The sequence below is a fragment of the Streptomyces sp. NBC_01476 genome (genome assembly GCF_036227265.1).
Classification (GTDB): Bacteria; Actinomycetota; Actinomycetes; order Streptomycetales; family Streptomycetaceae; genus Actinacidiphila.
This window is the reverse complement of the sequence record NZ_CP109446.1, coordinates 3,521,690-3,545,811: the sequence shown is the minus strand read 5'-3', so window position 1 is coordinate 3,545,811 and position 24,122 is coordinate 3,521,690. Positions and strand designations below refer to the sequence as shown.

The following is a 24,122-nucleotide window of genomic DNA, read 5'->3' as shown; positions in this document are numbered from 1 at the left end:
GTCACGCCCCACCGAAAGGACCCCGCCATGAACGCCACAACTGCAACAGCCGCCACAACCTCCATGCACGGAAAAACCGCCCTCGTCACCGGCGCCTCCAGCGGCATCGGCCGGGCCATCGCCCGCCGCTTCGCCGACGACGGCGCCCGCGTCTACCTCACCGGACGCCGCGAGGACGAGCTCGAAGCCGCAGCCGCGGAGGCAGGACCGGACGCGGTCGCCGTCCCCTGCGACGTCTCCCGGGCGGCCGACCTCGACCGTGTCATCGACCGGATCCGTGCGGACGGGCGGGAGTTGGACGTCGTCGTGGCCAACGCGGGCCTGGGCACCGTGTCCAGCCTGGCGGACGCCACCGAGGAGCAGTTCGACCTGGTCTTCGGCGTCAACACCAAGGGCACCCTGCTGACCGTGCAGAAATCGCTGCCGCTGCTCACCCCGACCGCGTCGGTGATCCTGCTCGGCTCCTCCACGATCTACCAGGGCACCACCGGCATGGGTGTCTACGCGGCCTCCAAGGCCGCCATCCGCAGCCTGGGCCGCACCTGGGCCGCCGAGCTGGCGCCCCGCGGTGTGCGCGTCAACGTGATCACCCCCGGCCCGGTCGCCACCCCCGCGATCGTCGGGCTGGCCGCGCTGAACGGGATGAGCACCGAGGACTTCCATGCCGCACTGGAGTCCCAGACCCCCCTGAACCGTATGGGCCGCCCCGAGGAGGTCGCGGCGCTCGCGGCATTCCTCGCTGGCCCGGAGAGTTCGTTCGTCACCGGCGCCGAGTACGTCGTCGACGGCGGACAGGTCCAGGTCTGACGGACTCGGGGGAGGGAACCGGGCGTTGGCCGTCCGCGCGGATCCGGCCGCCGCAGGGCCGGGCGCCCGGGCCTGCCGGATGTGTGGTGCCCCCAACGGGATTCGAACCCGTGCTACCGCCTTGAAAGGGCGGCGTCCTGGGCCACTAGACGATGAGGGCGAGATGGCCGTCCGTGGGCGCCGTCGGCGCACTTCGGGGACGCGTGCAGCATATGGGATCCGCTGGGGGAACGGCAAAACGCTTTCGCGGTGGGCCGGGCGGGCCGGCCGCCGGCCCGGGAGAATGAAGGCGTGCTGGAGATGACCCGCGAGGAGTTCGAGGAACTGGTCGGCGAGGCGCTCGACCGGATCCCGGCCGAGCTGACCCGCCTGATGGACAACGTGGCCGTATTCGTGGAGGACGAGCCCGCGCCCGGGCAGCCCGAGCTGCTGGGGCTGTACGAGGGGACGCCGCTGACCGAACGGGGGGAGTGGTACGCCGGGGTGCTGCCGGACCGGATCACCATCTTCCGCGGCCCGACGCTGCGGATGGTCGCGAGCCGGGAGGAGGCCGTCGAGGAGACGGAGATCACGGTGGTGCACGAGATCGCCCACCACTTCGGGATCGACGACGAACGGCTGCACGCGCTCGGGTACGGGTGAGCCGGGCGCCGGGCCCTGGGGGGCGCGGTGGGCGGGTGCGGGTGGCGGCCCCTCGGGCAGGGGTACGGCCGTACGGGTGCGGGCGGGCGTGTCCGCTGGGGCGCCCCCGCGTTGGACACCGCGAGACCGGCCGCGTACGCCCCGCGTAGGCGCCCCCCACCGAGCCGCCCGAGGTCCCCGTATGCCCGCACCGCACCGTCCCCGCACCCGGGCCCGTATCGCCGGGATCCGCTCCGCCGTCCTCGTCACGCTGGTGGCCGCCGGTGTCGCCGCCTGCGTCAGCGCGGGCAGCGAGCCCGGTCCCAAGGCGAGCAGCCACGCGCCGGCCAGCGCCGACAGCGTCGCGGACGGGCCGCGCGGCGGGCAGTTGGCGCCGGGCCCGGGCCGCCCGGCAGGAAAGAACGGGATGTCGCCGTCGCCCACCGCCTCCGGTGCCTCGCCGTCCGCCGGCGCGGCCTCGCCGGCGGGCACCCGCTCCTCGGGGAAGCCCGGCGGCCGGGCCCTGCCGCCTTCCGCCGACGGCGGTACGGTCCCGCAGCCCACCGCCCAGGTGTCGCCGACCCAGGACCCGCCGCCCCCCACCACCCCGCCGGCCGACCCGACCACCACCCCGCCCGCCGATCCGCCCAGCCAGACCCCGACCTCCGACCCCGGTTCGCCCGACCCGGGCTCCGAGGACTGAAGCCCCAGGTCAGGGCCGGTCTCCGGAGGTGATTGGCAAAAGCGACGTCCGATGCGTATGCTGGTAGATCGTTTGATCCCACTTCCCCTGTGTCCTGGCGCCTGAACCGATACGCGCCCCGTGGCGCGTTCCTTTTCTCCTGTGGCTGACCGCATCGAGGCGGTTGTAAGCAACCTGCGGAGCTGGCGCGTGCCGTAAGTCTCCGAGAGGTTTTGCTTTCGCATGTCCCTTGACAGTGCCGACCGTTCCGTCATGCCCGAGAACGTCATCACCGAGGCCGTCACGGCTCCGGTGAACGCCGACACCACCACCACCACGGTCACCGTCGACCCCGCCGCGGCCCTGCTCGACAACGCCCCCGACGCCCCGGGGGTGACCTTCGCGGACCTCGGCCTTGCCGACGACATCGTCCGCAAGCTCACCCAGAACGGCGTGGTCAGCCCGTTCCCGATCCAGGCCGCCACCATCCCGGACGCGCTGTCCGGGCGGGACATCCTGGGCCGCGGCCGGACCGGCTCCGGCAAGACCCTGGCCTTCGGCCTCCCGCTGCTGACCCTGCTGGCCGGCGGCCACACCGAGCGCAAGCGCCCGCGCGGCGTCATCCTCACCCCGACCCGCGAGCTGGCCATGCAGGTCGCCGACGCGCTCCAGCCGTACGGCGACGTGCTCGGCCTGAAGATGAAGGTCGTCTGCGGGGGCACCTCGATGCAGAACCAGATCTACGCCCTGGAACGCGGCGTGGACGTGCTGGTCGCCACCCCCGGCCGGCTGCGTGACCTGATCAACCGGGGCTCCGCCTCGCTCGACCAGGTGCAGATCGCGGTCCTCGACGAGGCCGACCAGATGGCCGACATGGGCTTCCTGCCCGAGGTCACCGAGATCCTCGACCTGATCCCGGCCGGCGGCCAGCGGCTGCTCTTCTCCGCCACGCTGGAGAACGAGATCGACACCCTGGTCCGGCGTTACCTGGTCAAGCCGGTCACCCACGAGGTCGACGCGGCCCAGGGCGCGGTGACCACCATGAGCCACCACGTGCTGATCGTGAAGCCGAAGGACAAGGCGCCGGTCACCGCGGCCATCGCCGCCCGCAAGGGCCGCACGATCATCTTCGTCCGCACCCAGATGGGCGCCGACCGTGTCGCCGAGCAGCTCATCGAGTCCGGTGTACGGGCCGACGCGCTGCACGGCGGTATGACCCAGGGCGCCCGCACCCGCACCCTTGAGGACTTCAAGGCCGGCCGGGTGAACGTGCTGGTCGCCACCGACGTCGCCGCCCGCGGCATCCACGTCGACGGCATCGGTCTGGTGCTCAACGTCGACCCGGCCGCCGACCACAAGGACTACCTGCACCGCTCCGGCCGCACCGCCCGCGCGGGCGAGTCCGGCACGGTGGTCTCGCTGGCGCTGCCGCACCAGCGCAAGCAGATCTTCCGGCTGATGGAGGACGCGGGCGTGGACGCCTCGCGCCACATCATCGGCGGCGCCGGCGTCTTCGACGAGGACGTCGCCCGGATCACCGGCGCGCGTTCGCTGACCGATGTCCAGGCCGACGCGCTGCAGAACGCGGCCGTCCAGGCCGAGCGGGAAGTGGCCGAAGTCACCCGCCAGTTGGAGCGGCTCCAGCGCCGTGCCGCCGAACTCCGCGAGGAGGCGGACCGGTTGACGGCCCGCTCGGCGCGCGAGCGCGGGGAGGACCCGGAGGAGGCGGTGGCCGCGAAGGCCGCCGAACTCGCCGCGGAGGCGGCCGCCGCTGCCGCGGTGGTGACCGTACCGGAGCCCCGCGAGGAGCAACGGCGCGACGACCGGGGCAACTTCGACCGGCGCCGCGACGACCGGCCGTCCTACAACAACCGCGACCGTGACGACCGCCGCCCGTCCTACGGCAACCGGAGCGAGAGCCGGGACGCGCGACCCGCGTACAACCGGGACCGTGACGACCGCCGCCCGTCGTACGGCAACCGCGACGAGCGCCGTCCTTCCACTTTCAACCGGGACGACCGTCGCCCGTCGTACGGGAACCGGAGCGAGAGCCGGGACGCGCGTCCGGCGTACAACCGTGACGACCGCCGTCCGTCGTACGGCGACCGGAGCGAGAGCCGGGACGCGCGTCCGGCGTACAACCGGGATGACCGGCGTCCTTCCGGCCCGTCCTCGTACAACCGTGACGACCGCCGTCCGTCGTACGGCGACCGGACCGACAGCCGGGACGCACGTCCGGCGTACAACCGTGACGACCGCCGCCCCTCTGGCTCGTCCTCGTACAACCGCGACGACCGCCGCCCGGCGGGTCCCTCGTCGTACAACCGCGACGACCGGCGTCCTTCCGGCCCGTCCTCGTACAACCGTGACGACCGCCGCCCTTCCGGTCCCTCGTCGTACAACCGCGACGACCGCCGCCCCTCCGGCCCGTCCTCGTACGGCACCCCCAGCGCCGACCGCAAGCCCCGCTGGAAGCGCAACGGCTGACCGCCGGACCGCCTGCGCGACCGGGCCCGTGGCACCCGCCACGGGCCCGTTCCGCCCTCCACCCCCGCCCCACCGCGAATGGGCTCGGCCCCACCCCCGGGCTCCGGCTATGCTGCGGTGTGCGGGCCGTTAGCTCAATTGGCAGAGCAGTGGACTTTTAATCCATTGGTTGTGGGTTCGAGTCCCACACGGCCTACGGGGTCGATCCCTCTCCGGGGTCTCCGACCCGCGGTTCCCGTGCCCCGGCTGTCCACGGACGGCCGGGGCACAGCCATGCCGGGCGCCGTGCGTGAGCGAGGCGTGAGCGGTTGTGCGACTGACGGGGGACCCCGACTTCCGACAGAGATATCGACGCTTGTCATGGATTGGGTGCTGCTGCCGGTCCGTTGCCACAGGGACGCCCTATGGTGCGTGTGGCAACGGGGGTACGGCGACTTGGGGGTTATTCATGGGAACCAGCTACGAGGGCGTACTCGTCGTGGCCGGAGTCGAGCAGGTGCGCACGGCCCTGATTCAGGCCGAGGTGACGGCGATCGTTGTTCCTGTCGCTCTGGAACGCACCGCGCTACTGCCGCGTGAGGGTGCGTACAACGTCGCGGATGTACACGACTTGGGGCGTTACCTCAGCGGCACCTGCGGGTTCGGCGTGCTCGCCCACAGCCTGTACGACTCCGACCTGCTGAGCTTGTACGTCTACCGGGATGGGGAGTGCGTTCACGAGTACCAGTCGGAGATGGCCCATCTGGGAACCCCCTTTGAGGACGACGACGGTGAGATGAAGGTCGAGTTGGGCGGCGTACTTTATGACCCCGACGACAAGTCCTTGCCAAGCGGTCCGTGTGGTGCCGACGCGGAGGTGTTCGTGCCTTTTGGATCTGGGGACGTGGACCTTGACCGGCTCGGCGCGCTCCTCAGAGGCGATGGCCTGGACGAGGACGAGCAGATGTTTGCCGAGAGCCGGCATTGGGCTGTCGCACAGGCGTTGAACCTGCAACCCGCCCCGCTGACTGGGGCCTACCGCTATGCCAAGGTCTCTGATTACCCGGGGGCTGTGCTGGTCGGCCCTTCGCGGGACGAACCGTCTGCCGGCGCCGCCCTGCGGTAAACCACCAGCAGATCCGTATCGCGGTTCGACTTACGTGAGCGCCGACGCCTGACCGGCGGCTCCCCGTGCATGAGCCATGCTCGCTCCCACTACCGGCAATCAGTCGCGAAAAGCCGTCGCGGAGGCTCCGCCCTTCATTTGGCTGGAGCCCCCATCGCCTATCCCCTCTGGCTCCTGTCCTTTGCACGGGGACTCTCCGTGGCAGAGTGCGCCTCGCCCGCCGGCGGGTGCGTACTGCGCGGGGCTGGCCCGTCGGACAGGAGTATTGCCTGCCAGATCCGTTCCTGGAGTTCGTTGATGTAGGGACCGCATGCGTACATCGGTGCCTGGGCTCCGGCGACGTTGGCCGGACCGATCCACAGGACGCGGGTCCACTGCTGGCGGCAGAACAGCCAGCAGTAGCCGTCGGTCCAGGAGTTGCTGTCGTCCGTTATCGGTGGCTCCGGGAGGCCGCCGCGGGCGAAGGCGGCGATCCCGGGGATGACGCGATGCTGGAGGGAGGGTTCAGTCGGCACAGCTGCGCTCCGGCCATCACTGACGTTGCGAGGCAGTCGCGGGCTCCGCGCTCTTGCGCGCGTCGGCGAACAGGAGAGTCGGTTCGGCGAGGATGTCGCGGTCGGCCTCGCTCTTGTAGATGGCGTCGACGCTGCCGAAGCGGGCCTGCGAGTAATCGAGGCCGAGGCGGGCTGCGGCGTCGCGGACGGATGGTTCGTCGAGGCCTTCGATTTCCAGAAAGGTGGGGAGGTCGGGCCAGGTGTCGAAGTCGAATGCGACGTCGCCGAGTTGCCACTCCTCGCGGAAGTTCTCCTGGTAGCGGACCTCTCGCAGGCCGAGGTTGGTGAGGATCTCGGCCATGGCGTGGAGGTCGCCGACCTCGGTCTCGATCTCGGTCGTCCCGTGGATGGATGTGGCGTCGGTGACCTGCTTCAGGGTCAGGGTAGTGCGGGTGCCTTCGTTGCGCAGGCGGACCCACTGGGAGCAGTCGAGGACGTCGCTCTCGAAGATCTTCCGGGTGAGCAGGGTCCGGGGGAACGCCTGGACCGCGCCGAGGGCTGCCAGCTTGGCTTGGAGCCCGACGACGTCGACGGCGAGGAACTTCGCTTCGTACTCGTGCTTCATGATCGCTTCATGCCCTTTCAGAGGTCATGGGAGAGGTGCGGGTCGCCAGAAACAGGCCCATGCGATGGGTGTGCGGGTGGGGCTGTCCGATGTGCGGACGCTCGACGTACTGGCCGGATCGCAAGGTCAGTTGGACATTCCATCCGTCGGAGAAGAGCGGGCTGAGCCGTTCCGGGGACGTGTAATGCTCACTCAGGTGGTGCCGGGCCGTCACGGGCATCATGAACTCGGCTCCGAACAGGCCGCGGACGCGCACGAGGTCTTGCATGCGGGTGACGAAGTCGGCCAGGGGCCGGTGGTGGTTGGCACTGTAATGCCACGAACAGCTCGTCCAGACGGCGTCGTATTGCACGTCGGCGGGTAGGCCGACGTTCAGGAAGTCTCCATCCACGATGTCCACGCGGTCGGTCAGTCCTTCCTGCTGAAGCCGTTCGACCAGCCCGGCTGCGTGGGCCTCGGTGCCGTCGGGCAGGCGGACGAGTCCACCCTGAAGGGCGATCGGGTCTCGTTCGATCGCAGTGACACGGTGGCCGGCTGCGGTCAACGGCAGGACCAGTCTGCCGTCGCTCGCTCCGATCACCAGCACGGTGGCGTCAGAGCCAATGTGTTCCTCCAGGGCCGCGCGGAACTGGGGGAAGAAGGTGAGGGCGTGCTCCCACCGGCTCAGGGTCTGCATCACTGCCTCCTTGGGCAGTGAAGTTCAGGATGGTGTGGACGACATCTTCGGGCGTGCGGCCCGTGGTGTTCACGCGATGCATCGGAAAGGGGGCGTAGGCGTGGGTGATCTGCTCGGCGACCTCTTCGGCCAGCCCGTCCCAGCGTGAAGTCGGCTTGTGGCGGGCGGCGAGTCTGCGTCGGCGTTCGCTCTCATCGCACACGAGGCTGTACGTGACCGGCTCCGGCAGGTCCGGCGGCAGGGTGATGCCGAGGCGGGAGCCGAAGGCGCGGTGGTTGGCCAGGCAGCGGGCGAAGTAGCTGTCCACGACGACCGGGGTGCCGGCGGACAGATGCTGACGGATGTCGGCGGTGGCGGTGAACAGCGCGGAGAGGTAGAACGCCATCCGGGCCTCGACGTTGTCCCGTGCGTCGATCTCCCGGCGCAGCGACTGGTAGAGCGCGGGAACGGTGGGGATGAGGACGGCACCGCGGGCCGCGGCGAGCAAAGGCGCAACCGTGGACTTCCCGGTGCCGCGTAATCCCTCAAGGCTCTCGAAGAGCGGCTGGTCAGGCACGGGCGTAGACCACGCCGGGTACGGCGAGGGCGAGTTCGTTGGTGGCGGAGGGCCGGTGGACGATGTGCCCGGCTTCCTTGTCATACCAGAAGGCGTGCGCGTCCTTCCCCACAGCCTTGCACGACATCGTGAGTGCGCCGCGCGGGTCGGCCTCGATCCGGGGGATGGCGGCAGTGCCGCTGAGCGGCTCGCAGACCTCGGGCGCGCTGTCCTCCGACAGGTCCTCGTCCACGATGACCTCGATCATGAGGTCGTCGGCCGTACGGAGTTGCTCGCGCAGGCGGCCGTACGCGGCGGGATCGCTGATGAGGAGGTCGGGGTGGTGGGCGGCGTTGCCGACCGGCCGCAGGTGGTGGAGCTTCAACTGCTGTACGCCGTAGTGCTGGAGGGTGCGGGCGAGTGGGAGGACCTCGGCGATATTACGGGCGTTGACCGTCATGGTGGCGCCGGTGGGGATGCCGAGGTCGCGGGCGTGGGCCAAGGCGGACAGGGCTCCCTGGTAGCTGCCGAACTTGCGGATGGCGTCATTGGTGGCGCCGTTGCCTTCCAGCGAGATCCGCAGCAGGTCGAGGTACGGGGCGATCTCGGCGAGGCGGCGTTCGATGCGGTACCCGTTGGTGCAGATCTCCACGTGCAGGCCCAGTTCCTGCTTGGCGTAACGGACGACTTCGGGCAGGTCCTTGTAGACGAAGGGCTCGCCACCGAGGAGGTTGACTGCCTCGGTGCCGTACTCCTTGTGCATCAGCCGCATCAGCGTGATGGACTCTTCGAGCGTGAACGCGTCGGCGTGCTGGAGGCGTTCACCGTGGAAGCAATGCTGACAGGCGAAGTTGCAGCGGTAGAGCAATTGCAGGTAGAGCATCCGGATCGTCTTGACGCCGGTGATCTCTGTGATCATGGTGACCTCCCTGGGCGTGGTGCCTGGCTGAGGCCCTGATCGTGGCCGGGCGATGCGGGACCGCGTCACCGCGTAAAGGGACGTGCCCAGGACGTCCTGGGACGTTTTCAGCCCCGCGCGAAGTCCTCCAAAAGTCCGAGTACGCGATCGGTGTCTGCGAGGTCGGGCAGGACGACGGGGGCTCCTGCGGCTTCGAGTACGGCTGGGCTGTCCACTCCGGTGGCCACGGCGATGATGTGCGCATCCGAGATCACGGCGGCCTCGACGTCCCGGGGCGTGTCGCCCACCAGGACCACGGGGGAGCCGGTGGGAAGGCCGCGGTCACGTTGAACGCGACGGCGGGCGACGTCCACCAGGTGCGGACGCTCCTCGGCGTCGGCGCCGTACGCTCCGACGGGCAGGTCCAGGAGGGCGTCCAGGCCGAAGGCCGAGAGCTTCACCCGGGCGTTGGCGGCGATGTTGCCCGTCAGCACCGAGGAGACCCAACCGGGTTGTGCGGCGGAGGCCTTGAGTACGTCCTGCACTCCGGGCAGCGCTGTCCCACGAGCTTGGAGCGCTCCAAGTCGTTCCGCGCCCGCCTGGACCAGTGCGGCTTCGACGTCCGGCCACGCAGGCTCGGCCACACTGTTCCGGCCGAACATGTCCCGCATGATCAGACGGTCCGTACGCCCCTCGGTGACCGCCGCTCGGGCCGGGCGGCTTCCCGTCACCGCCTCGTACGCGGCAGCGTAAATCTCCTTGCTCACACCGGCGTTGTCGATGAGCGTGTGGTCGATGTCCCACAGGACGATGAGCGCCATACGGCCAGCGTATGCGTCCCTCGGGAACGACCGGTTCCGCTGACGTTCGACCAATCGGGCTTGCTCCCATGCCGCGCCCTGCACTTGTATGGCTTCTGTGAACGAGCGACTTCACTCCGTACTCGCCCAGCGTGGCGTCACGCCCGAGTTGCTCGCCGAAGCGTGCGAAGTGGACCCCAAGACCGTCGGCCGCTGGCTCGGCGGGCGCATCCCCCACCCCCGCCACCGCCATCGCGTCGCCCAACACCTGCGCGTGGAGGAGACCTTCCTCTGGCCCGCCCCGCAGGCTCTGAGCAGGCCGGCGGCCGGCACCCAGGGCACGGAACTGCTCGGCACCTTCCCGAACCGGGCCAGTGTCCCGCGCGAGACCTGGCTCGGCCTGCTCCAACAAGCCCAGGAACAGATCGACGTCCTCGTCTTCTCCGGAACCTTCTTCGCCCAGAGCAACCCGCACGTCGCCCGTATGCTCGCCGCCCGCGCCGCCGACGGCGTCCGCGTACGGCTGTGCTTCGGCGACCCGAGCGGCCAAGCCGTCACCATCCGGGGCCGCGAGGAAGGCATCGGCGACACCCTGGCCGCCAAGATCCGCGCCTCCCTCACCTACTACCGCTCGCTGCTGACCGTGGCCGGCTGCGAGGTGCGGCTGCACAACACCACTCTCTACACCTCGCTCTTCCGCTACGACGACACCCTGCTGGCCAACCCGCACATCTACGGCCAGCCCGCCAGCGCCAACCCCGTCCTCCACCTCAAGTGGGCAGAGAACAACGGCTGGTTCGACACGTACGCTCACAGCTTCGACGCCGTCTGGGCCGGCGCACGCCCCTGGACGCCCGACCGGGAAGAGGCCACCACACATGGGCAGGACTGAGTACTACAACGACCCGAACGCCCCCAAGGCGAACACCCTCATCCCCGCCAGCAACCTTCTGGTCGTCGACGAGTCCGGCGCGATCCTCCTCCAACGCCGCCGCGACACAGGCCAATGGGCCCTGCCCGGCGGAGCCCAGGACATCGGCGAGACCGCCGCCCAGTGCGCGGTGCGCGAATGCCTCGAAGAGACCGGCATCATCGCCGAGATCACCGGCTTCCTCGGCGTCTACACCAACCCCAAGCACATCGTCGCCTATACCGACGGCGAGATCCGCCAGCAGTATGAGAACACCTACATCGGCCGCCCGGTCGGCGGCGAGCCGACCATCAACGACGAGGCCGACGGCGTCCGCTGGATCCAGCCCGACGACCTCGACGCGTACGACATCCACGCCAGCATGCGCCAGCAGATCGGCGACTACCTCGCGGGCACCTACCCCTACCTCGGCTGAGCGTTCCCCATCGCCGTCTCCACCCGTCCCACAGCCGCGTAAATCTCCGGCTCAGCCCGCCGAATGAACCGCCCCACAATGCTGTCGTCCCCGTACCGGCCCACGATCTCCGCCACCCGCTCCCGTGCGGTCGTCGGCTCTCCGTCAGGCGTCGTCGTCATGTCGCAGTACACGAGCGCGTCCACGAGGAACTGGTCCTCCAGCAGCGGAAACTCCGACTCCAGAATCTCCCGCAACCCCCGCTCCTCCGCCTCCAACAACGCGAACGAATGATTCGCCACGAGACGCGTCACCCGCTCATCCGCACCGTGCTCGTCCCGCAGAAACCGCGCCCCATCGAGTGGATGAAACCCGGTGACAGCCAGCCGAGGCGCGTACCCCACATCGTGCAGAACCGCGGCGGATGCCAGTAGCTCAGTGTCAGGGCCGACCCACGTGCCGAGCCCAGCCGCACGATCCGCGACTCCCCGTGAGTGCTTCCACCGCCGCGGGATCGTAGGAGCCAGCTCCTTCTCGGCGATTTTCCATGCCCAGTCCAAGGGGGCCTCCGCTCTCTGTACGAAGTGTCCTTACTTCGCTTCGGGATTATTGCTCTGCTGCTGCCGGTCCGTCCGAGGACGATGCGGTTCGGGACGGGTGCGTGTGACGTCCGGCGCTGCTGCTGTGCGCCAACGCGCGCCCAGTGCACGCTCGCATGCACCCTCCAAGCGTGTACCGACCTGGCGTCGGCTGGATCCGCCTGCCATGGGGATGGGGGCGGCACAGTTCCGTTCAAGCGGCAATACGGAAACGGAATTCTGCGCACGGCGTGTTTTGGGGTGCTCGTACTACGGTTCTCTGGCACGGGGAATGGGCCTGTGCCGACAATTGGTCGGGAAATTCCTTGGGGGGTTCGGCGTACGATCGGCTGGTGGTCCATCGTCTGTCGGGAGTTGATCGGTGTGACAACGTACCGGGTCGGCTCGCGGGCGAGTGACCTGGCGAAAACCCAGGTACGGGAATATCTCGCCCCCCTTCGTGAGGGATTTCCCGGTGTGACGTTCACGCATCGGGTAATTCTCGAAGGTGGTGACAAGGACCGACGCTCGCGCACGTCCGAGGTCTCGGCCGTAAGTGGCGGAAGTGCGTTCAGTTCGGAGCAGGAAGCGGCACTTGCCCGCGGTGACGTGGACGTGGTGATCCACTCGCTGAAGGATCTGCCGACGGCGAATCCGCCGGGCCTGATGTTGTTGCCTCCGCCGGGGCGCGAGGACGTACGGGATGCCCTCTGCGGATCCACGCTGGCCGGGCTGCGGAAGGGCGCGCGAGTCGGCACCGGTGCCCCTCGGCGCATCGCCCAGCTGCTGGCGGTCCGCCCCGACCTCGAGGTGGTTCCGATCCGGGGGAACGTTCCGCCCCGGCTGAAGAAGATCGAGACCATGGGCCTTGATGCCGTGGTCCTGGCGGTCGCCGGTCTTCGTCGTCTCGGCCTCGACCGGGCAATCGGCGAACTGCTGCCCCTGGACTTGTTCCCGCCGTCGCCCGGGCAGGGCGCCTTGGGGATCCAGGTCCGCGAGGACGACAAGCCGATCCGGGAGATCCTTTCCACGCTGGCGGACCACGCCGTCGATGCCCAGGTACGGGCGGAACGGGCCCTCCTCGCGGAACTGCACGGGGGGTGCAGTGTGCCGGTGGGCGCCTGCGCGGAGACCGGGCCGGACGGCTCTCTCACACTCCACGCGCAGGTCACGTCGCGGGACGGGGTCCAGCGGGTGTCGGGGTCGATGCCGGGCCGGACCGCCGGGCCGGAGAAGCTGGGTGCGGACCTGGCCGGAGAACTCATCGGCCAGGGCGCGCGGTCGATCCTCGCGGGCATCCGCGGCGGCGCCGAGCTCTAGCCGGGAGGCGGCAGCCGTTCCGCGCCTGGCACGGGCGAACCTGCGGAGTGGAGTGGCCCACGGGCCCGTACCCCGGCCGCTTCCGGTGGCCCGGGTACGTCTGTGCCGGGACGGAACCCCGGCCAACCGCGTCGGGCGGCCCGGGCCCGGAGCGCCCGGAGCACCCATAGGTGGTGACCGGACGCGGGCCGCCCGACGAACAGGGAGGGCCAGGCAGAGATCAGGGAAGGTGCCTGGCCAGGTCGGCGACAATCGCGTCGAACGCGTTGAGCATCAACGACAAGTGGCCCTCGGTGGCCTTGAGGTGAGCCGTCGCGGTGGGCAGCCGGTCGGCCAGCCAGCGGCCGTGGGCGTACGGGACCATGCGGTCCTCGGCGCCCTGCCAGACCGAGACCGGGGTCTTGAGGGCGCCGAGGTCGAAGCCCCAGTCGCCGATGAAGGCCAGGTCGTCGTCGCGCCAGCCGGCGACGCCGCCTGCGACGGCCTCGCGGAAGAGCGCCGCCGTGTACTCGGCGAACTCGTCGGTGAGCGCGTCGCGGTCCACCTGGGACACGAGATCGCCCAGCGCGGCGGCGATCTCGTCGGCCCGCACGGCGGCGAGGCCGGGGACCTGGGCGGTCAGGAACGCGGTCAGCGGTGCCTCCCCGGCGACGGCCGCGCCGAACTCCTCGATGTTCTCCGCGCCCATGCCGTCCAGCCAGTCGAGGCCGTCGGCGGCGTACGGGGCGACGCCGGCCACGGTGGCGGCGGCGACGCAGCGGCCGGGCAGCAGCGCGGCGCAGGCCAGCGCGTGCGGGCCGCCGCCGGACCAGCCGACGGTGAGGAAACGGTCGGCGCCCAGCTCGTCCAGGACGGCGGTGACGTCCGCCGCCACGGAGGCGACCGTACGGCCGGGCCGCGGCGACGAGTCCCCGTACCCGGGCCGGCTGTGCACCACGACCCGCAGGCCGTGCCGTGCCGCTGTCGCGACCATCGGCTCGAAGAACTTCGCCCCGGACGGTGTGCCGTTGTGCAGGACCAGGGGTATCCCGTCTGCGGGGCCGGCCACCAGGTATTCCAGGGTCCGGCCATCGGCGAGGTGGAGTTTTCTCATGGGGAGAACCTACGTCAGGGGCTCCGGCGACCGACGGGGTACGGTCCCGGCCGCGGCCCTCCGCGGCCCTCCGCGGCCCTCCGCGGCCCCCCGGACCACGGGGTACGGAGGCCGGCGACCTCCGCCGCCCCCCGCGCAAGGCCCGCCGTGACCCCACCCCCGTCCGAAAACCGTCGGTGTGCCGACGCGGCCGGTGCCCCGCACGCCGAACCCGCCGCGTCCCCCCGGGCAGCCCCGTAGCCCCGTCGCCCCGCCCGGGAGCGGAAGTGCCGTCCCCCGCAACGGAGTTGGCCCACCGCCCCGGCCGGCCGCCCACCACCCCCTGTGATCAACCAACCCCCTCACGTTGGCAGAAGCCGCACCCGACCCGGTCGGATTCGCGAACCGCTCCGTCAAGGAACCCGCATCGCCACTCCGCCCGCGCGCCCGCCCGCGGGGGGAACCTAGAATTCCGGGGCGCGGCCGACGCGTCCCGGCAAGGGGCGGGAGCCGGCGTGGGCAGTGGGTACAGGGGGCGCTGGGCAGGCGCGAGTTCGGGGTGAGTGGCCGGAAACGGCCCCCCACGCGCGCCTGCGCTCCGGCGAACGGGTGATTACCGTACATATGCCTTGTGTTGTTGTCGTCCTGCTGGGCTAATGAAGTCATCCAAACCGGTGGGCCGCCCATCCTTCTCCGGGGGAAGCGCGGCAATCGGCCTGAGCGTCAAGTGTCCTTGTGCCGCAAGGACTTCGACAGCGCATAGCGCCGTCCCTGTCGCGATGGGCACCCCCGTGGAGGGTCCTTGGATCGTCAGCCGGTGTCGTACTGACACCGGTTGGCGAGGCCACCGCCGCCGCCTATCGGCGGTGCGCGTGACGACGCGTACTTCGGATACCTCTCGTGACCCCGACCGTGGTCACACTCCAGGGCGCTGCCCGGCATCAGGACCGCGACGGGCCGGCCGCATTCGCCACCCCCTGCCCGCAGTTGGCGTGGGGTGGGGGCGCCGGCCTTGAGCCGCCGACCGCGCCCAGCAGCACATCTCCAGAACGGCGACAGCATCAGACCAGTCCACGCGGGACAAGCAGGAGGACGACCATGCCTATCAGCCCGAACCAGGGATCCACCGGTGGCGGAACCCTCGTCACCGTAACCGGCACGAACCTCGGCGGCACCACCGCCGTGACGTTCGGCGGGAGGCCCGGCACCGCGGTGACCAACGTCTCCCCGACTCAGGTCACGGCGGTCTCGCCGTCCGGCTCCGGCACGGTCGGCGTGACCGTGACCACCCCCGGCGGCACCAGCAACCCGGTCCCGTTCTTCTACGTCGGGGCCCCGTTCAAGTCCAGCCTGAGCGAGAACTCGGGGGCGACCGCCGGCGGCAACACCATCACCATCAACGGCACCGGCCTCTCCACGGCCACCGGGGTGGCCTTCGGTGCCAACACGGTCGCACCGACCGTGGTGTCGGACAGTGTGCTCAGCGTCGTGGTGCCCGCGGGCGCCGCGGCCGGACCTGTCGGGGTCAGCGTGACCACCGCGGGCGGCACCAACAACGGGCTGTCGTACACGTACATCGACGACCCGACCGTCGCCACGGTCGCCCCGGCCGGCGGTCCCACCTCCGGTGGCACCGCGGTGACCATCACCGGCACCAACCTGGCCTCGACCGACCAGGTCACCTTCGACGGAGCCCCGGCACCGTTCTCGGTCATCAACGCGACCACGGTGTCGGCAGTGACGCCGCCCGGAGTCGCCGGACCGGTGGACGTCGCCGTCAGCAACCCGGCGGGGACCGACACGGCCGTGGGTGCCTTCACCTACGCGGCAGGCCCCGGCATCTGATCCTGACCGGGCGCACGTCGTACACCGCATGAAGGGCCGGCCGGCCGGGGAAGTACACGACCCCGGCCGGCCGGCTCCCCCCTTACCCCGTCACGAAAGCAGCACCGTACGACCGAGGAGAACAGCCATGGAGACTCCGCACAGCTCACCGCCCGCCGGCCCAGCGGCACTGGCAGCCCTGGTCGCCCCCACGATCAACGTCAGCACTCCGGTCTCGGGGGTGGCCGGCACCTCGGTCACCCTGACCGGCACCGGGTTCACCGATGTGACGGCGGTGACCTTCGGCGGCGTCCCGAGTTCGTACACCGTGAACTCCGCGACCAAGATCACCGCGATCGCGCCGCCCGGATCGGGATCGGTGCAGATCGTCGTCACCACCACCGGTGGCACCAGCAACGGCATCGGTTTCGTGTACACGATCGCGACCCCCGTGATCACCTCCCTGGTGCCGAATCAGGGCCCGGTGACCGGCGGCAACACCGTCACGCTGAACGGCAGCGGCTTCAACGGCGCCACGGCGGTCCGCTTCGGAACCACCCTCGCCGCCTTCGCCGTTGTGTCGTCGACCCAGGTCACCGCGGTCGCCCCGGCCGGCGTGCTGGGTACGGTCAACGTCACGATCACCACGCCGGGCGGTACGAGCGCGGGTGTCCCCTACTCCTACGTGGGGGTGCCGACGCTGACCGCGGTGACACCGAACCAGGGGGGCCTGCCCGGCGGCAACACCGTCACCCTGACCGGCAGCAATCTCGGTGCGGCGAGCGCGGTCAACTTCGGCGGGCGCCCGGCGATTTCGTTCACCGTGGTGTCGTCGACCCAGATCACCGCCGTCGTGCCCACCGGTTCCGCGGGGGCTGTGCCCGTCACCGTGGTCACCCCGGGCGGCACGACCTCCGGTGATGTCTCCTACTACTACCTCGCCGCGCCCGTGCTCACCGACCGCGCCCCCGCCTCCGGACCCACCGCCGGCGGCAACACGGTGGTGCTCACCGGCACCGGCCTGGTCGCGGCGAGCGCGGTGCGGTTCGGCGCCGCCATGGCGGGGTTCACGGTCGTCTCCGACGTACAGATCAACGCCGTCGCACCCCCCGGGGCGGCGGGAGCGGTCGCCATCACCGTCGTCGCCCCGGGGGGTACGAGCAACGGCCTGGCGTACACCTATCTGGTGGCCCCCGTGCTGACCGCGGTGACGCCGAACCAGGGGAGTTCGGCCGCGGGCACGGTGGTGACGCTCACCGGGACGGGCCTGACAAGTGCCACCGCGGTGCTCTTCGGCGCTGTGCCGGCGGCTTTCACCGTCATCTCGGACGGCGTGCTCACCGCGGCGGTGCCGCCCGGTCCGAGCGGGACGGTCAGCGTCACCGTGGTCACCCCGGCCGGCACCAGCAACGGGGTCGTCTTCACCCGGCCGGCGCCGCCCGAGATCTGAGGGGGGCGGTGCGGTCGGGCGGGGCGAGGGAGGCGGGCGAGGCAGGGAGTGACGGCGGCGGTGCGGTCGGGCGGGGCGAGGGAAGCAGGCGGGGCGGGGGAGTGACGGCGGCGGGCGAGGCGCGGGATGAGCCCTCCGGGTGCTTTACGTGAGGCGGTGGACGCGGAGCGTAGTGACCGGGGCTAGCGTGGCGAGAACTCGTCCGTGCTGACCGGGCCGCTTCCAGCAGTTCCTTCGCTCAGGGGCGGGCCGTCCTGGCTGAAAAGGGTTCGCCGATGCACTTCCCCGCCCGCCGCAGTCGCCTCAGCAGGTCCGTCCTGGCGGCCTCCGGCCTCGCCGCGCTCCTCGCCTCTTCGGCGCTCGCCGGCTCCGGCCCGGCGTCCGCCGAGCCCCATGCCCCGGCGGGCGGCACCCCCGCCCGGGGCTCCGTCATCACGGTGACCACGGCCAAGGTCGGCGCACCCGGCAACCCCGCGGTGGGCGTGGTCCCGTTCACGGACGCCGTCTACCAGTCGTGCGCCGACGCCCCCGCCTCCTCGTCCGGCTGCCAGATGGTCGGCGGCGTCAGCCGCCCCTACGAGATCGGGCAGCTCGAAGTCACGGTCGGTCAGTGGGTGGCGTTCCTGAACACCGCCGACCCCGGGGGCAGCGACCCGCACGACCTCTACGACGGGACCGAGAGCTCGACGGCGTGGCCCAAGTACGGCCAGATCAACTTCTCGGCGGGCGCCCGCCGGGGCAGTCACTACACGGTGGCGTATCCCGAATGGGCCGACAAGCCGTACGGTTTCGCCAACTTCCTGCGGGCCGCGCGCTTTGTCAACTCCCTCTACAACGGGCGGGTGTTGTCGAAGCAGGCGACCAGCAGCGGCGATTTCGACTACGTCACCTACAAGGTCGGTCTCTCGGCGGACACCGAGCGGGGGATGTACGACCTCGCCCGGCCGGACGCGACCCGGGCGCACCGGTCCGGCTTCGTCGTGCCGAGCCAGGACGAGTGGATCAAGGCGGCGTACTACGACCCGCACGGCGGGGGCACGTACTCGTACTGGAAGTACCCGACCAACGCCGGTGTCTTCGGTGACGGCGACGCGACCGCCCCGGCCCCCACCGTGCTCAACCCCACCACCGGCGACGTCACCAACGCGGCGACCCAGCCGCTGGCCTCCTACCACGCCTCCGGTCTCCCGGCGCCGAGCTGGTGCCCGGGCGAGGTGCGGCCCGCGGCCTGCTCCACCGTCAATCCGCTGGGCCTCGACCCGACCACCTACGGGCAGCTCTACCAGGGCAGCCTCGGCACGGTCGGCCAGGCCGCGGCCACTTCACCGTGGGGCACCCTCGACCAGGGCGGCAACGCGGTCGAGTGGACCGACACCATCACCCCGCCGCCGTCCGGGGAGAGCCTCGGCCGCGTCTGGCGGCGTCTGCACGGCGGCATCTCCAACGCGCCGGCCTTCCAGATGTGGCCGTCCGCGATCGGTCTCCAGCCGCAGGACAACGTCCTGTTCGACCACATCTACCCCTGGCTCGGCATCCGCATCGGTGTCATCGGCGACCTGAAGCCGGTCACCACCCGTCCCTGACCGCGGACGTGATCGGCATACGCTCCGGCGGCCGGCCGGGGCCGACACCCGAGTGACCCGGCGGGGCCGTACCGCCGGCTCCGCTCAGTCGATCGCGCCGCCCGCGCCGTCCGACCGCCACAGCACCCCGGGGGTCACTTCCTCCGGCACCTCGTACCACCCCTCCGGCTGCTGCGGGCGCGGTATCTCGCCGCCCCTGCGCAGCATCCGCCCGTCGCGGACGTGGCGGCCCAGCAGGGCGCCGCCGAAGACCACGAAGCCGACGCCGACCAGCCAGGTCACCACGGTCAGGACGGTGCCGACCGGGCCGTAGGTGACCGCGTTGCTGACGACCAGCGGTGCGAAGAACAGGTGTGAGAAGACCCGCAGGCCGGCCAGGCCGAGCATGGTGAAGACGGCGCCGGGCAGCGCGGTGCGTACGTTGACCCCGCCGCCGAGCAGGAACCGCTGGCCCCAGGCGAAGAAGACGACGCCGAGCACGAAGGTGAGGGCCGCGCGGATCACGGTCGGCACGGCGCCGCTGCCCATCACGGTGGCGCTCTGCGACTCGCAGAAGAGGTAGGCGGTGAGCACCGCCAGCCAGATCGCCCGGCGCCAGTCGCGGTGCCACGGCCCGGACGGCAGGTCCCAGATCTTCCGGTAGCCGGTCTCCACGCTGGCCACGAAGGTGAGGCCGAAGTACGCCAGCGACGCCAGGCTCCACGCGCTGGTCGCGCTCAGTACGTTGCCGGGCGCCGCGAACATGCTCCGTACGCTGTGCGTCCCGTCGGAGTCCAGGCCCATGCCGTCGACCACCCACTGCGCGAAGCCCGGGCGGTTCTCCCACGGGGTCGCGGCGGCGACCACCACCAGCAGCGGCATCAAGGTGACGAAGCCGAGCGCGGCGAATCCCATCGAGCGGTGCATCAACTCGATGTGGGCGGCCTGCTTCCACAACCTTCCGGGTGCGGACCGGTTCCAGGCGCCGGTGAGACTGGCCATGGCGTCACCTTCCTGCAGCTCTACCGCTGTGGATACCGGCCGGAGTCCCCCGTGCGCAACTCGGGCCCCAAAAGCCGTGGTTGCGGGCGGTCGCCGACAACGTCGAGGCACAGCCTGCCGGTTGCCGCATCGGTGGTCGTCACCGCCCCCGGTGACGGGGGCGGAGGCCGGCGCGGGGGAGCGGTCCTTCCGGCCGTCCCGGCCGGAAGGCGGGCACGGGACGGCGGGGAAGGGGACGCCGTGCGGGGCTGGTTCAGGAAGGTGGTTCAGCGAGCTGTTTCAAGCGGCCGGTTCACGCAGCTGGTTCAGGCGGCTGGTTCAGGCAACTGCTTCACGCAGTTGCTTCAGGCCGTCCTCACGCGGCCTTGGCGGCTGTCGCCGGGCGGGCAGTGGTGACGGCCGCGGCGGGGACCTTCGCGGTCACCTGGGTGCGGGTCCACATGGCCACGACCGCTGCCGTCAGGCTGAGGACGGTGGACTGCTGCTCGGGGGTCCAGTGCAGGCCGAAGCCGGCCGCGAGCGCCAGTCCTGCCTGGACCAGGCCGAGGATCGCGGCGTTGATGCCGTCGTGGACGCTGAACGCGACGAGCACACCGACCACCGCCGCGGCCACCGCGTTGATCACGGCCTGCTGGTCGTTGGTGAGGTCGAGCCCGAAGGCCGTCGCGAGCTTGACGGCGACGGCGACAAGCGCCAGCCAGAGTGCGGGTTCCCTGCCGAAGATCTTCATGCGCGTCCGTTTCTCCCGGTTCGGTGCGGCTCGCGGATACGTCATTGGCCGCCCGTCGTCAAGCAGACTGCCCCGGCGAAAGGATCGTAGGCCGCGCGGAGTTGACGGAGTCCGGACAGGGATGCGCCCCGGCCGGTACGGCGTACCGGCCGGGGCGCACCGCGCGGGTCAGCCGGCGCTGGCGGTGAGTTCGCTGATGCGCTGAGCGCCCGCCGCGGTGTCGGGGGCGGCACTGGTCAGGTCCAGCCGCAGGCTCGCGGTGTGGACGGGGGAGAAGGTGATGACGGTCGGGGCGTCGGTGGCGGTCGCCCAGGTGATGGCGGGGTGCTTCACCGGGACCCAGCGGTCGCGGTCCCAGAAGGAGACCGTGACCGTGGCGGGGAGCGAATGGGTGGCGTCCACGGTGAAGTTGACCGAGACGGCGCCGATGTTCCGGGCGGTGTCCCAGGTGACCGAGACCCAGTCCTCGGGGCGCGCGCCGCTGAAGGCGGGCAGCAGCGCGGTGGCGCTCTTCTTGAAGGCGTTGGACCAGCCGGTGGCGGGGTTGCCGTCGAGCATCGCCGCCGGCAGCGAGGAGGTGGCGCCCGAGTAACTGGCGTCGGCCAGCGGGTAGACGGGTGCGGCGGGGCCGGGGTCCGGGGCGAACCGGGCCGGGGGAGTGGTGACCACCGCGCCGTTCGCACGGGTGGTACGGACCGAGGCGGTGGCGCTGTGCAGGCCGGGCGCGCTCGCGGTCACCGTGAGGTGTCCCGCGCCGGTGCCCGACCGGACGATGGCGAGGGCCTTCCCGTGGAAGGCGGTGCGGGTGGTGGCCTGGTAGCGCTCGGCGCTCTCCTGCCGGCCGTTGTCGAGGCCGGCCAGCGAGCCGCCGGTCACCTTGAAGGTGATCAGGTGGCCGGCGCCGGGCACCACGACACCGCGGGAGTCGATCACCTCGGCGGTGACGTAGACCAGCGATTTCCCGTCCGCGACGGCGGAGTCGCGGTCCGGGGTGAGCCGGATGGCGTGCGGGTCGCCGGCGGTGCGCAGGATGTCGGTGGCCACCGTCCGCCCGTGCCTGCGGGCGACGGCTTTGAGCTCGCCGGCCGCGAAGGGCACCTGCCAGGTGAGGTGGAGCTTGCCCGCGCTGCCGTTCGGGCTGGTGTAACTGCCCGGGTAGGGGCCGGTGGTGACCGTCTTGTCGTCGCCGGTCGCCTCGGTGGTCTCCAGGTAGGTCCGCCCGTCGAGGGTCTTCTTGGTGTCGAAGCGGCGCACGCCCAGCGAGCGGCCGTTGAGGTAGAGCTCGACGGTGTCGACGTTGGAGTACGCCCACACCTCGACGGTCTCGCCCGGCTTGTGGCCGGTCCAGTCCATCGGCAGCAGGTGGACCATCGGGTCCGAGGTCCACTGGCTCTGGAAGAGGTAGTACATGTCCTTCGGGAAGCCGGCCGTGTCGACCGCGCCGAAGAAGGACGCCTTCACCGGGAAGACGCCGTACGGGGTCGGCTCGCCGATGTAGTCGGTGCCGGACCAGAGGAACTCGCCGGCGAAGAACTCCCGGTCGCGGTCCTTCTTCAGGCCGTACTCGCCGCTCATCGTCCAGGACGCGAGGTTGTTGTCGTAGGACGAGGTGGCCCGCTTGCCCGGGGTGTAGTTCTCCCCGGTGTTGAGGTGCTGCGGCTCCTGGTAGGTGCCGCGGGTCGAGGTCTCCGAGGACGACTCGGACTCGAAGAGGAACAGGTGCGGGTAGCGGGCGTGCAGCGCGTCCACCGAGGCGGCGGTGTTGTAGTTGAGGCCGAGGCCGTCGAGCTTGGCGAGCATCAGGTCGGCGGCCGAGCCGACCGCGGGCAGCCCGCGGTACTTGTCGGAGCCGATGACGATCGGGCGGCTGGTGTCGAGCGCGCGGATCGCGCTGATCAGCCCGTCCGCCATGGCGAGTCCCGCGGTGCTGGTGGAGTCGGGGATCTCGTTGCCGATCGACCACATCATCACCGCGGGCGAGTTGCGGGCCGCGTTCACCATCTCCGCGATGTCGGAGGCGCTGTTGGCGTCGAAGAAGCGGCCGTAGTCGTACGTGTTCTTGCCGTTGTGCCAGCAGTCGAAGGCCTCGACCATCATCACGATGCCGAGCTCCTCGCAGACCTGGATCATCTCCGGCGAGGGCGGGTTGTGGGAGGTCCGGAAGGCGTTGACGCCCATGGACTTCATGATGGTCATCTGGCGCAGCACCGCGTCGTAGTTGATCGCGGAGCCGAGCGCGCCCTGGTCGTGGTGGAGGTCGACGCCCTGGATCTTGGTGTGCTCGCCGTTGACGAACAGCCCGTGGTCCGGGTCGAGGGTGAGGTACCGCAGGCCGAAGGGGGTGGTGTACGTGTCCACCGTCCTGCCGTGGACCTGGACTTCGGTCTCCAGGGTGTAGCGGTTCTGGGGGGTGGCGTGCGACCACAGCTCGGGCCGGTCGACCCGCAGTTCGACGGTGATGTCCTGGGCGCCGGTGGCGACCGGCAGCCGGAGCGGTGAAGTCGCCCGCGCCACTTGGTGGTTGTCGCGGTCCCGGACGGTGTTGACCACGGTGGCGGAGACGGCGGCGGCCGATGCGTTGACGACGCCGATCTGGGCGCGGACGGTGGCGTAGCCGTGTCCGTGCGCCGGGTTGACGGTGTCGGCGAGGCCGGGCGTGGTGACGTAGGTGCCGTGGCGGGCGACGTGCACCGGGTCGGTGATGACGAGGCGGGCGTTGCGGTAGATGCCGCTGCCGGAGTACCAGCGGCTGCTGGGGAGCTTGTTGCGCACCTCGACCGCGATCACATTGGCGGTGCGGCCGTCGGTGTGCAGCAGATCGGTGAGGTCGAAGGCGAATCCGGTGTAGCCGTAGGGGTGGTTGCCGACGAGCGTGCCGTTGCAGTAGACGTAGGAGTCCATGTAGACGCCGTCGAACTCGACCGAGACGCGGCGGCCCTTGACGGTGGCCGGCAGGGTGAACGACCTGCGGTACCAGCCGAGTCCGCCGGGCAGGTAACCGGTGCCGCCGGAAGTGCCGCCCGCGGTGCTGGGTGTCTGCTCGATGCTCCAGTCGTGCGGGATGTGGACGGCCCGCCAGCGCGAGTCGTCGAAGTCCGGGGCGGCGGCGTCGGCGTAGGCGCCGGTCGGGTCGGTGATGTCGGCCGGGTTGACGAGTGCGAAGCGCCACCCGTCGGCGAGGTCCACGGTTCTGGGGACGGCGGTTCTCGCGGGGTCCGTGCGGCCCGGGCCCGAGTGGGCGCTCGCCGTCCCGGTGAGGCCGGGGAGGGCGGGAACTGCGGCTCCGGCCGCTCCTGCGATCAGGAACGACCTGCGGTTGACCGGCATGGCGGGATCCTCCTCATTGAGGCATGCGCATGGCGGCGCCCCTGGGCGAAGGGCGCCATAACTGACCAGCATTGAACAGAATCAACCAATCGCACACGGATTCTTGCAGTGCCGTACTGCCGGGGGTCAAGGGTCGCGTTGCAGGTTTCGCACCGCGCTGACCGGCGGTCAGCCGCGCCTGTCCGATCCCGGACGCCGGCCC

22 protein-coding genes and 2 tRNA genes are annotated in these 24,122 nt (G+C 70.8%); 12 read left to right on the top strand and 12 right to left on the bottom strand.

Annotation, left to right across the window (positions count from 1 at the left end; genetic code table 11):
• Window positions 1-27: 27 nt before the first annotated feature.
• Complete coding sequence (locus tag OG552_RS15615; RefSeq protein WP_329133331.1) at window positions 28-807, top strand: SDR family NAD(P)-dependent oxidoreductase; 780 nt, start codon at window positions 28-30, stop codon at window positions 805-807.
• 84 nt (window positions 808-891) lie between these two features.
• Here OG552_RS15615 and OG552_RS15610 read toward each other — a convergent pair.
• Window positions 892-967, bottom strand: a tRNA-Glu gene (locus OG552_RS15610).
• Between the two features lie 131 nt (window positions 968-1,098).
• Here OG552_RS15610 and OG552_RS15605 point away from each other — a divergent pair.
• The 5 genes from OG552_RS15605 to OG552_RS15585 all read left to right on the top strand — a co-directional run bounded on the left by OG552_RS15605 (window position 1,099) and on the right by OG552_RS15585 (window position 5,702).
• Entirely contained in the window at window positions 1,099-1,449 is a 351-nt protein-coding gene (locus tag OG552_RS15605) for a metallopeptidase family protein (protein WP_329133329.1), read from the top strand.
• Window positions 1,450-1,630: 181 nt separating this feature from the next.
• Window positions 1,631-2,131, top strand: coding sequence for a hypothetical protein (locus OG552_RS15600; RefSeq protein WP_329133328.1), 501 nt, complete (start codon window positions 1,631-1,633; stop codon window positions 2,129-2,131).
• Window positions 2,132-2,353: 222 nt separating this feature from the next.
• Window positions 2,354-4,597 (top strand): DEAD/DEAH box helicase, encoded by a 2,244-nt coding sequence (locus tag OG552_RS15595; RefSeq protein WP_329133326.1) that lies wholly within the window; start codon window positions 2,354-2,356, stop codon window positions 4,595-4,597.
• Window positions 4,598-4,720: 123 nt separating this feature from the next.
• Window positions 4,721-4,793 (top strand) — tRNA-Lys (locus tag OG552_RS15590).
• 252 nt (window positions 4,794-5,045) lie between these two features.
• Window positions 5,046-5,702, top strand: a complete 657-nt coding sequence (locus tag OG552_RS15585; RefSeq protein WP_329133324.1) for a hypothetical protein — start codon at window positions 5,046-5,048, stop codon at window positions 5,700-5,702.
• A 158-nt stretch (window positions 5,703-5,860) separates the two neighbouring features.
• Here the strand turns inward: OG552_RS15585 and OG552_RS15580 are convergent, their stop codons facing one another.
• From OG552_RS15580 to OG552_RS15555, 6 genes are all read right to left on the bottom strand, one after another.
• Window positions 5,861-6,217 carry a hypothetical protein gene (locus OG552_RS15580; RefSeq protein ID WP_329133322.1) on the bottom strand — a complete coding sequence of 119 codons (357 nt, stop codon included), beginning with the start codon at window positions 6,215-6,217 and terminating at the stop codon, window positions 5,861-5,863.
• A 16-nt stretch (window positions 6,218-6,233) separates the two neighbouring features.
• Window positions 6,234-6,821: a class IV adenylate cyclase gene (locus OG552_RS15575; RefSeq protein ID WP_329133320.1), complete on the bottom strand. Its 588-nt coding sequence runs from the start codon at window positions 6,819-6,821 to the stop codon at window positions 6,234-6,236.
• A 7-nt stretch (window positions 6,822-6,828) separates the two neighbouring features.
• Window positions 6,829-7,497, bottom strand: a complete 669-nt coding sequence (locus OG552_RS15570) for a class I SAM-dependent methyltransferase (RefSeq protein WP_329133318.1) — start codon at window positions 7,495-7,497, stop codon at window positions 6,829-6,831.
• Window positions 7,415-8,053, bottom strand: coding sequence for an AAA family ATPase (locus OG552_RS15565; RefSeq protein WP_329133316.1), 639 nt, complete (start codon window positions 8,051-8,053; stop codon window positions 7,415-7,417). The genes OG552_RS15570 and OG552_RS15565 overlap by 83 nt, the downstream gene beginning before the upstream one ends.
• Window positions 8,046-8,951 (bottom strand): radical SAM protein, encoded by a 906-nt coding sequence (locus tag OG552_RS15560; protein WP_329133315.1) that lies wholly within the window; start codon window positions 8,949-8,951, stop codon window positions 8,046-8,048. Before OG552_RS15560 ends, OG552_RS15565 begins: the two co-directional genes overlap by 8 nt.
• Window positions 8,952-9,058: 107 nt before the next feature.
• Complete coding sequence (locus OG552_RS15555) at window positions 9,059-9,751, bottom strand: HAD family hydrolase (RefSeq protein WP_329133313.1); 693 nt, start codon at window positions 9,749-9,751, stop codon at window positions 9,059-9,061.
• A 97-nt stretch (window positions 9,752-9,848) separates the two neighbouring features.
• On the opposite strand from OG552_RS15555, the gene OG552_RS15550 reads away from it, so the two are divergent.
• Both OG552_RS15550 and OG552_RS15545 read left to right on the top strand, forming a co-directional pair.
• Window positions 9,849-10,622 carry an XRE family transcriptional regulator gene (locus tag OG552_RS15550; protein ID WP_329133312.1) on the top strand — a complete coding sequence of 258 codons (774 nt, stop codon included), beginning with the start codon at window positions 9,849-9,851 and terminating at the stop codon, window positions 10,620-10,622.
• The gene (locus OG552_RS15545; protein ID WP_329133311.1) at window positions 10,609-11,076 is read left to right on the top strand and encodes an NUDIX hydrolase; all 468 of its coding nucleotides are present in this window, start codon (window positions 10,609-10,611) and stop codon (window positions 11,074-11,076) included. Before OG552_RS15550 ends, OG552_RS15545 begins: the two co-directional genes overlap by 14 nt.
• Here OG552_RS15545 and OG552_RS15540 read toward each other — a convergent pair.
• Window positions 11,064-11,615, bottom strand: coding sequence for an HD domain-containing protein (locus OG552_RS15540; protein ID WP_329133309.1), 552 nt, complete (start codon window positions 11,613-11,615; stop codon window positions 11,064-11,066). The genes OG552_RS15545 and OG552_RS15540 overlap by 13 nt on opposite strands.
• Before the next feature lie 402 nt (window positions 11,616-12,017).
• Between OG552_RS15540 and hemC the strand changes: the two genes are divergently transcribed.
• Complete coding sequence (hemC, locus tag OG552_RS15535) at window positions 12,018-12,953, top strand: hydroxymethylbilane synthase (RefSeq protein WP_329133307.1); 936 nt, start codon at window positions 12,018-12,020, stop codon at window positions 12,951-12,953.
• A gap of 220 nt (window positions 12,954-13,173) precedes the next feature.
• On the opposite strand, the gene OG552_RS15530 is transcribed toward hemC, so the two are convergent.
• Window positions 13,174-14,046, bottom strand: coding sequence for an alpha/beta fold hydrolase (locus OG552_RS15530; RefSeq protein ID WP_329133306.1), 873 nt, complete (start codon window positions 14,044-14,046; stop codon window positions 13,174-13,176).
• A 1,077-nt stretch (window positions 14,047-15,123) separates the two neighbouring features.
• On the opposite strand from OG552_RS15530, the gene OG552_RS15525 reads away from it, so the two are divergent.
• From OG552_RS15525 to OG552_RS15515, 3 genes are all read left to right on the top strand, one after another.
• Window positions 15,124-15,870: an IPT/TIG domain-containing protein gene (locus tag OG552_RS15525; RefSeq protein WP_329133305.1), complete on the top strand. Its 747-nt coding sequence runs from the start codon at window positions 15,124-15,126 to the stop codon at window positions 15,868-15,870.
• A gap of 127 nt (window positions 15,871-15,997) precedes the next feature.
• Window positions 15,998-17,299, top strand: a complete 1,302-nt coding sequence (locus OG552_RS15520; protein WP_329133303.1) for an IPT/TIG domain-containing protein — start codon at window positions 15,998-16,000, stop codon at window positions 17,297-17,299.
• Between the two features lie 275 nt (window positions 17,300-17,574).
• On the top strand, window positions 17,575-18,882 hold the full coding sequence (locus tag OG552_RS15515) for a hypothetical protein (RefSeq protein ID WP_329133300.1): 1,308 nt from the start codon (window positions 17,575-17,577) through the stop codon (window positions 18,880-18,882).
• 84 nt (window positions 18,883-18,966) lie between these two features.
• On the opposite strand, the gene OG552_RS15510 is transcribed toward OG552_RS15515, so the two are convergent.
• From OG552_RS15510 to OG552_RS15500, 3 genes are all read right to left on the bottom strand, one after another.
• Window positions 18,967-19,863 carry a YhjD/YihY/BrkB family envelope integrity protein gene (locus OG552_RS15510; RefSeq protein ID WP_329133298.1) on the bottom strand — a complete coding sequence of 299 codons (897 nt, stop codon included), beginning with the start codon at window positions 19,861-19,863 and terminating at the stop codon, window positions 18,967-18,969.
• Between the two features lie 355 nt (window positions 19,864-20,218).
• The gene (locus OG552_RS15505) at window positions 20,219-20,593 is read right to left on the bottom strand and encodes a hypothetical protein (RefSeq protein ID WP_329133296.1); all 375 of its coding nucleotides are present in this window, start codon (window positions 20,591-20,593) and stop codon (window positions 20,219-20,221) included.
• A gap of 168 nt (window positions 20,594-20,761) precedes the next feature.
• Window positions 20,762-23,920: a glycoside hydrolase family 2 TIM barrel-domain containing protein gene (locus OG552_RS15500; RefSeq protein ID WP_329133294.1), complete on the bottom strand. Its 3,159-nt coding sequence runs from the start codon at window positions 23,918-23,920 to the stop codon at window positions 20,762-20,764.
• Window positions 23,921-24,122: the final 202 nt, after the last annotated feature.

Coding starts and splice junctions, on each gene's coding strand:
- OG552_RS15530 (WP_329133306.1), bottom strand. CDS start 14,046: ATGAGAAAACTCCACCTCGCCGATGGCCGGACCCTGGAATACCTGGTG.
- OG552_RS15520 (WP_329133303.1), top strand. CDS start 15,998: ATGGAGACTCCGCACAGCTCACCGCCCGCCGGCCCAGCGGCACTGGCA.
- OG552_RS15585 (WP_329133324.1), top strand. CDS start 5,046: ATGGGAACCAGCTACGAGGGCGTACTCGTCGTGGCCGGAGTCGAGCAG.
- OG552_RS15510 (WP_329133298.1), bottom strand. CDS start 19,863: ATGGCCAGTCTCACCGGCGCCTGGAACCGGTCCGCACCCGGAAGGTTG.
- OG552_RS15545 (WP_329133311.1), top strand. CDS start 10,609: ATGGGCAGGACTGAGTACTACAACGACCCGAACGCCCCCAAGGCGAAC.
- OG552_RS15555 (WP_329133313.1), bottom strand. CDS start 9,751: ATGGCGCTCATCGTCCTGTGGGACATCGACCACACGCTCATCGACAAC.
- OG552_RS15575 (WP_329133320.1), bottom strand. CDS start 6,821: ATGAAGCACGAGTACGAAGCGAAGTTCCTCGCCGTCGACGTCGTCGGG.
- OG552_RS15500 (WP_329133294.1), bottom strand. CDS start 23,920: ATGCCGGTCAACCGCAGGTCGTTCCTGATCGCAGGAGCGGCCGGAGCC.
- OG552_RS15525 (WP_329133305.1), top strand. CDS start 15,124: ATGCCTATCAGCCCGAACCAGGGATCCACCGGTGGCGGAACCCTCGTC.
- OG552_RS15600 (WP_329133328.1), top strand. CDS start 1,631: ATGCCCGCACCGCACCGTCCCCGCACCCGGGCCCGTATCGCCGGGATC.
- OG552_RS15505 (WP_329133296.1), bottom strand. CDS start 20,593: ATGAAGATCTTCGGCAGGGAACCCGCACTCTGGCTGGCGCTTGTCGCC.
- OG552_RS15570 (WP_329133318.1), bottom strand. CDS start 7,497: ATGCAGACCCTGAGCCGGTGGGAGCACGCCCTCACCTTCTTCCCCCAG.
- OG552_RS15515 (WP_329133300.1), top strand. CDS start 17,575: ATGCACTTCCCCGCCCGCCGCAGTCGCCTCAGCAGGTCCGTCCTGGCG.
- OG552_RS15560 (WP_329133315.1), bottom strand. CDS start 8,951: ATGATCACAGAGATCACCGGCGTCAAGACGATCCGGATGCTCTACCTG.
- OG552_RS15595 (WP_329133326.1), top strand. CDS start 2,354: ATGTCCCTTGACAGTGCCGACCGTTCCGTCATGCCCGAGAACGTCATC.
- OG552_RS15615 (WP_329133331.1), top strand. CDS start 28: ATGAACGCCACAACTGCAACAGCCGCCACAACCTCCATGCACGGAAAA.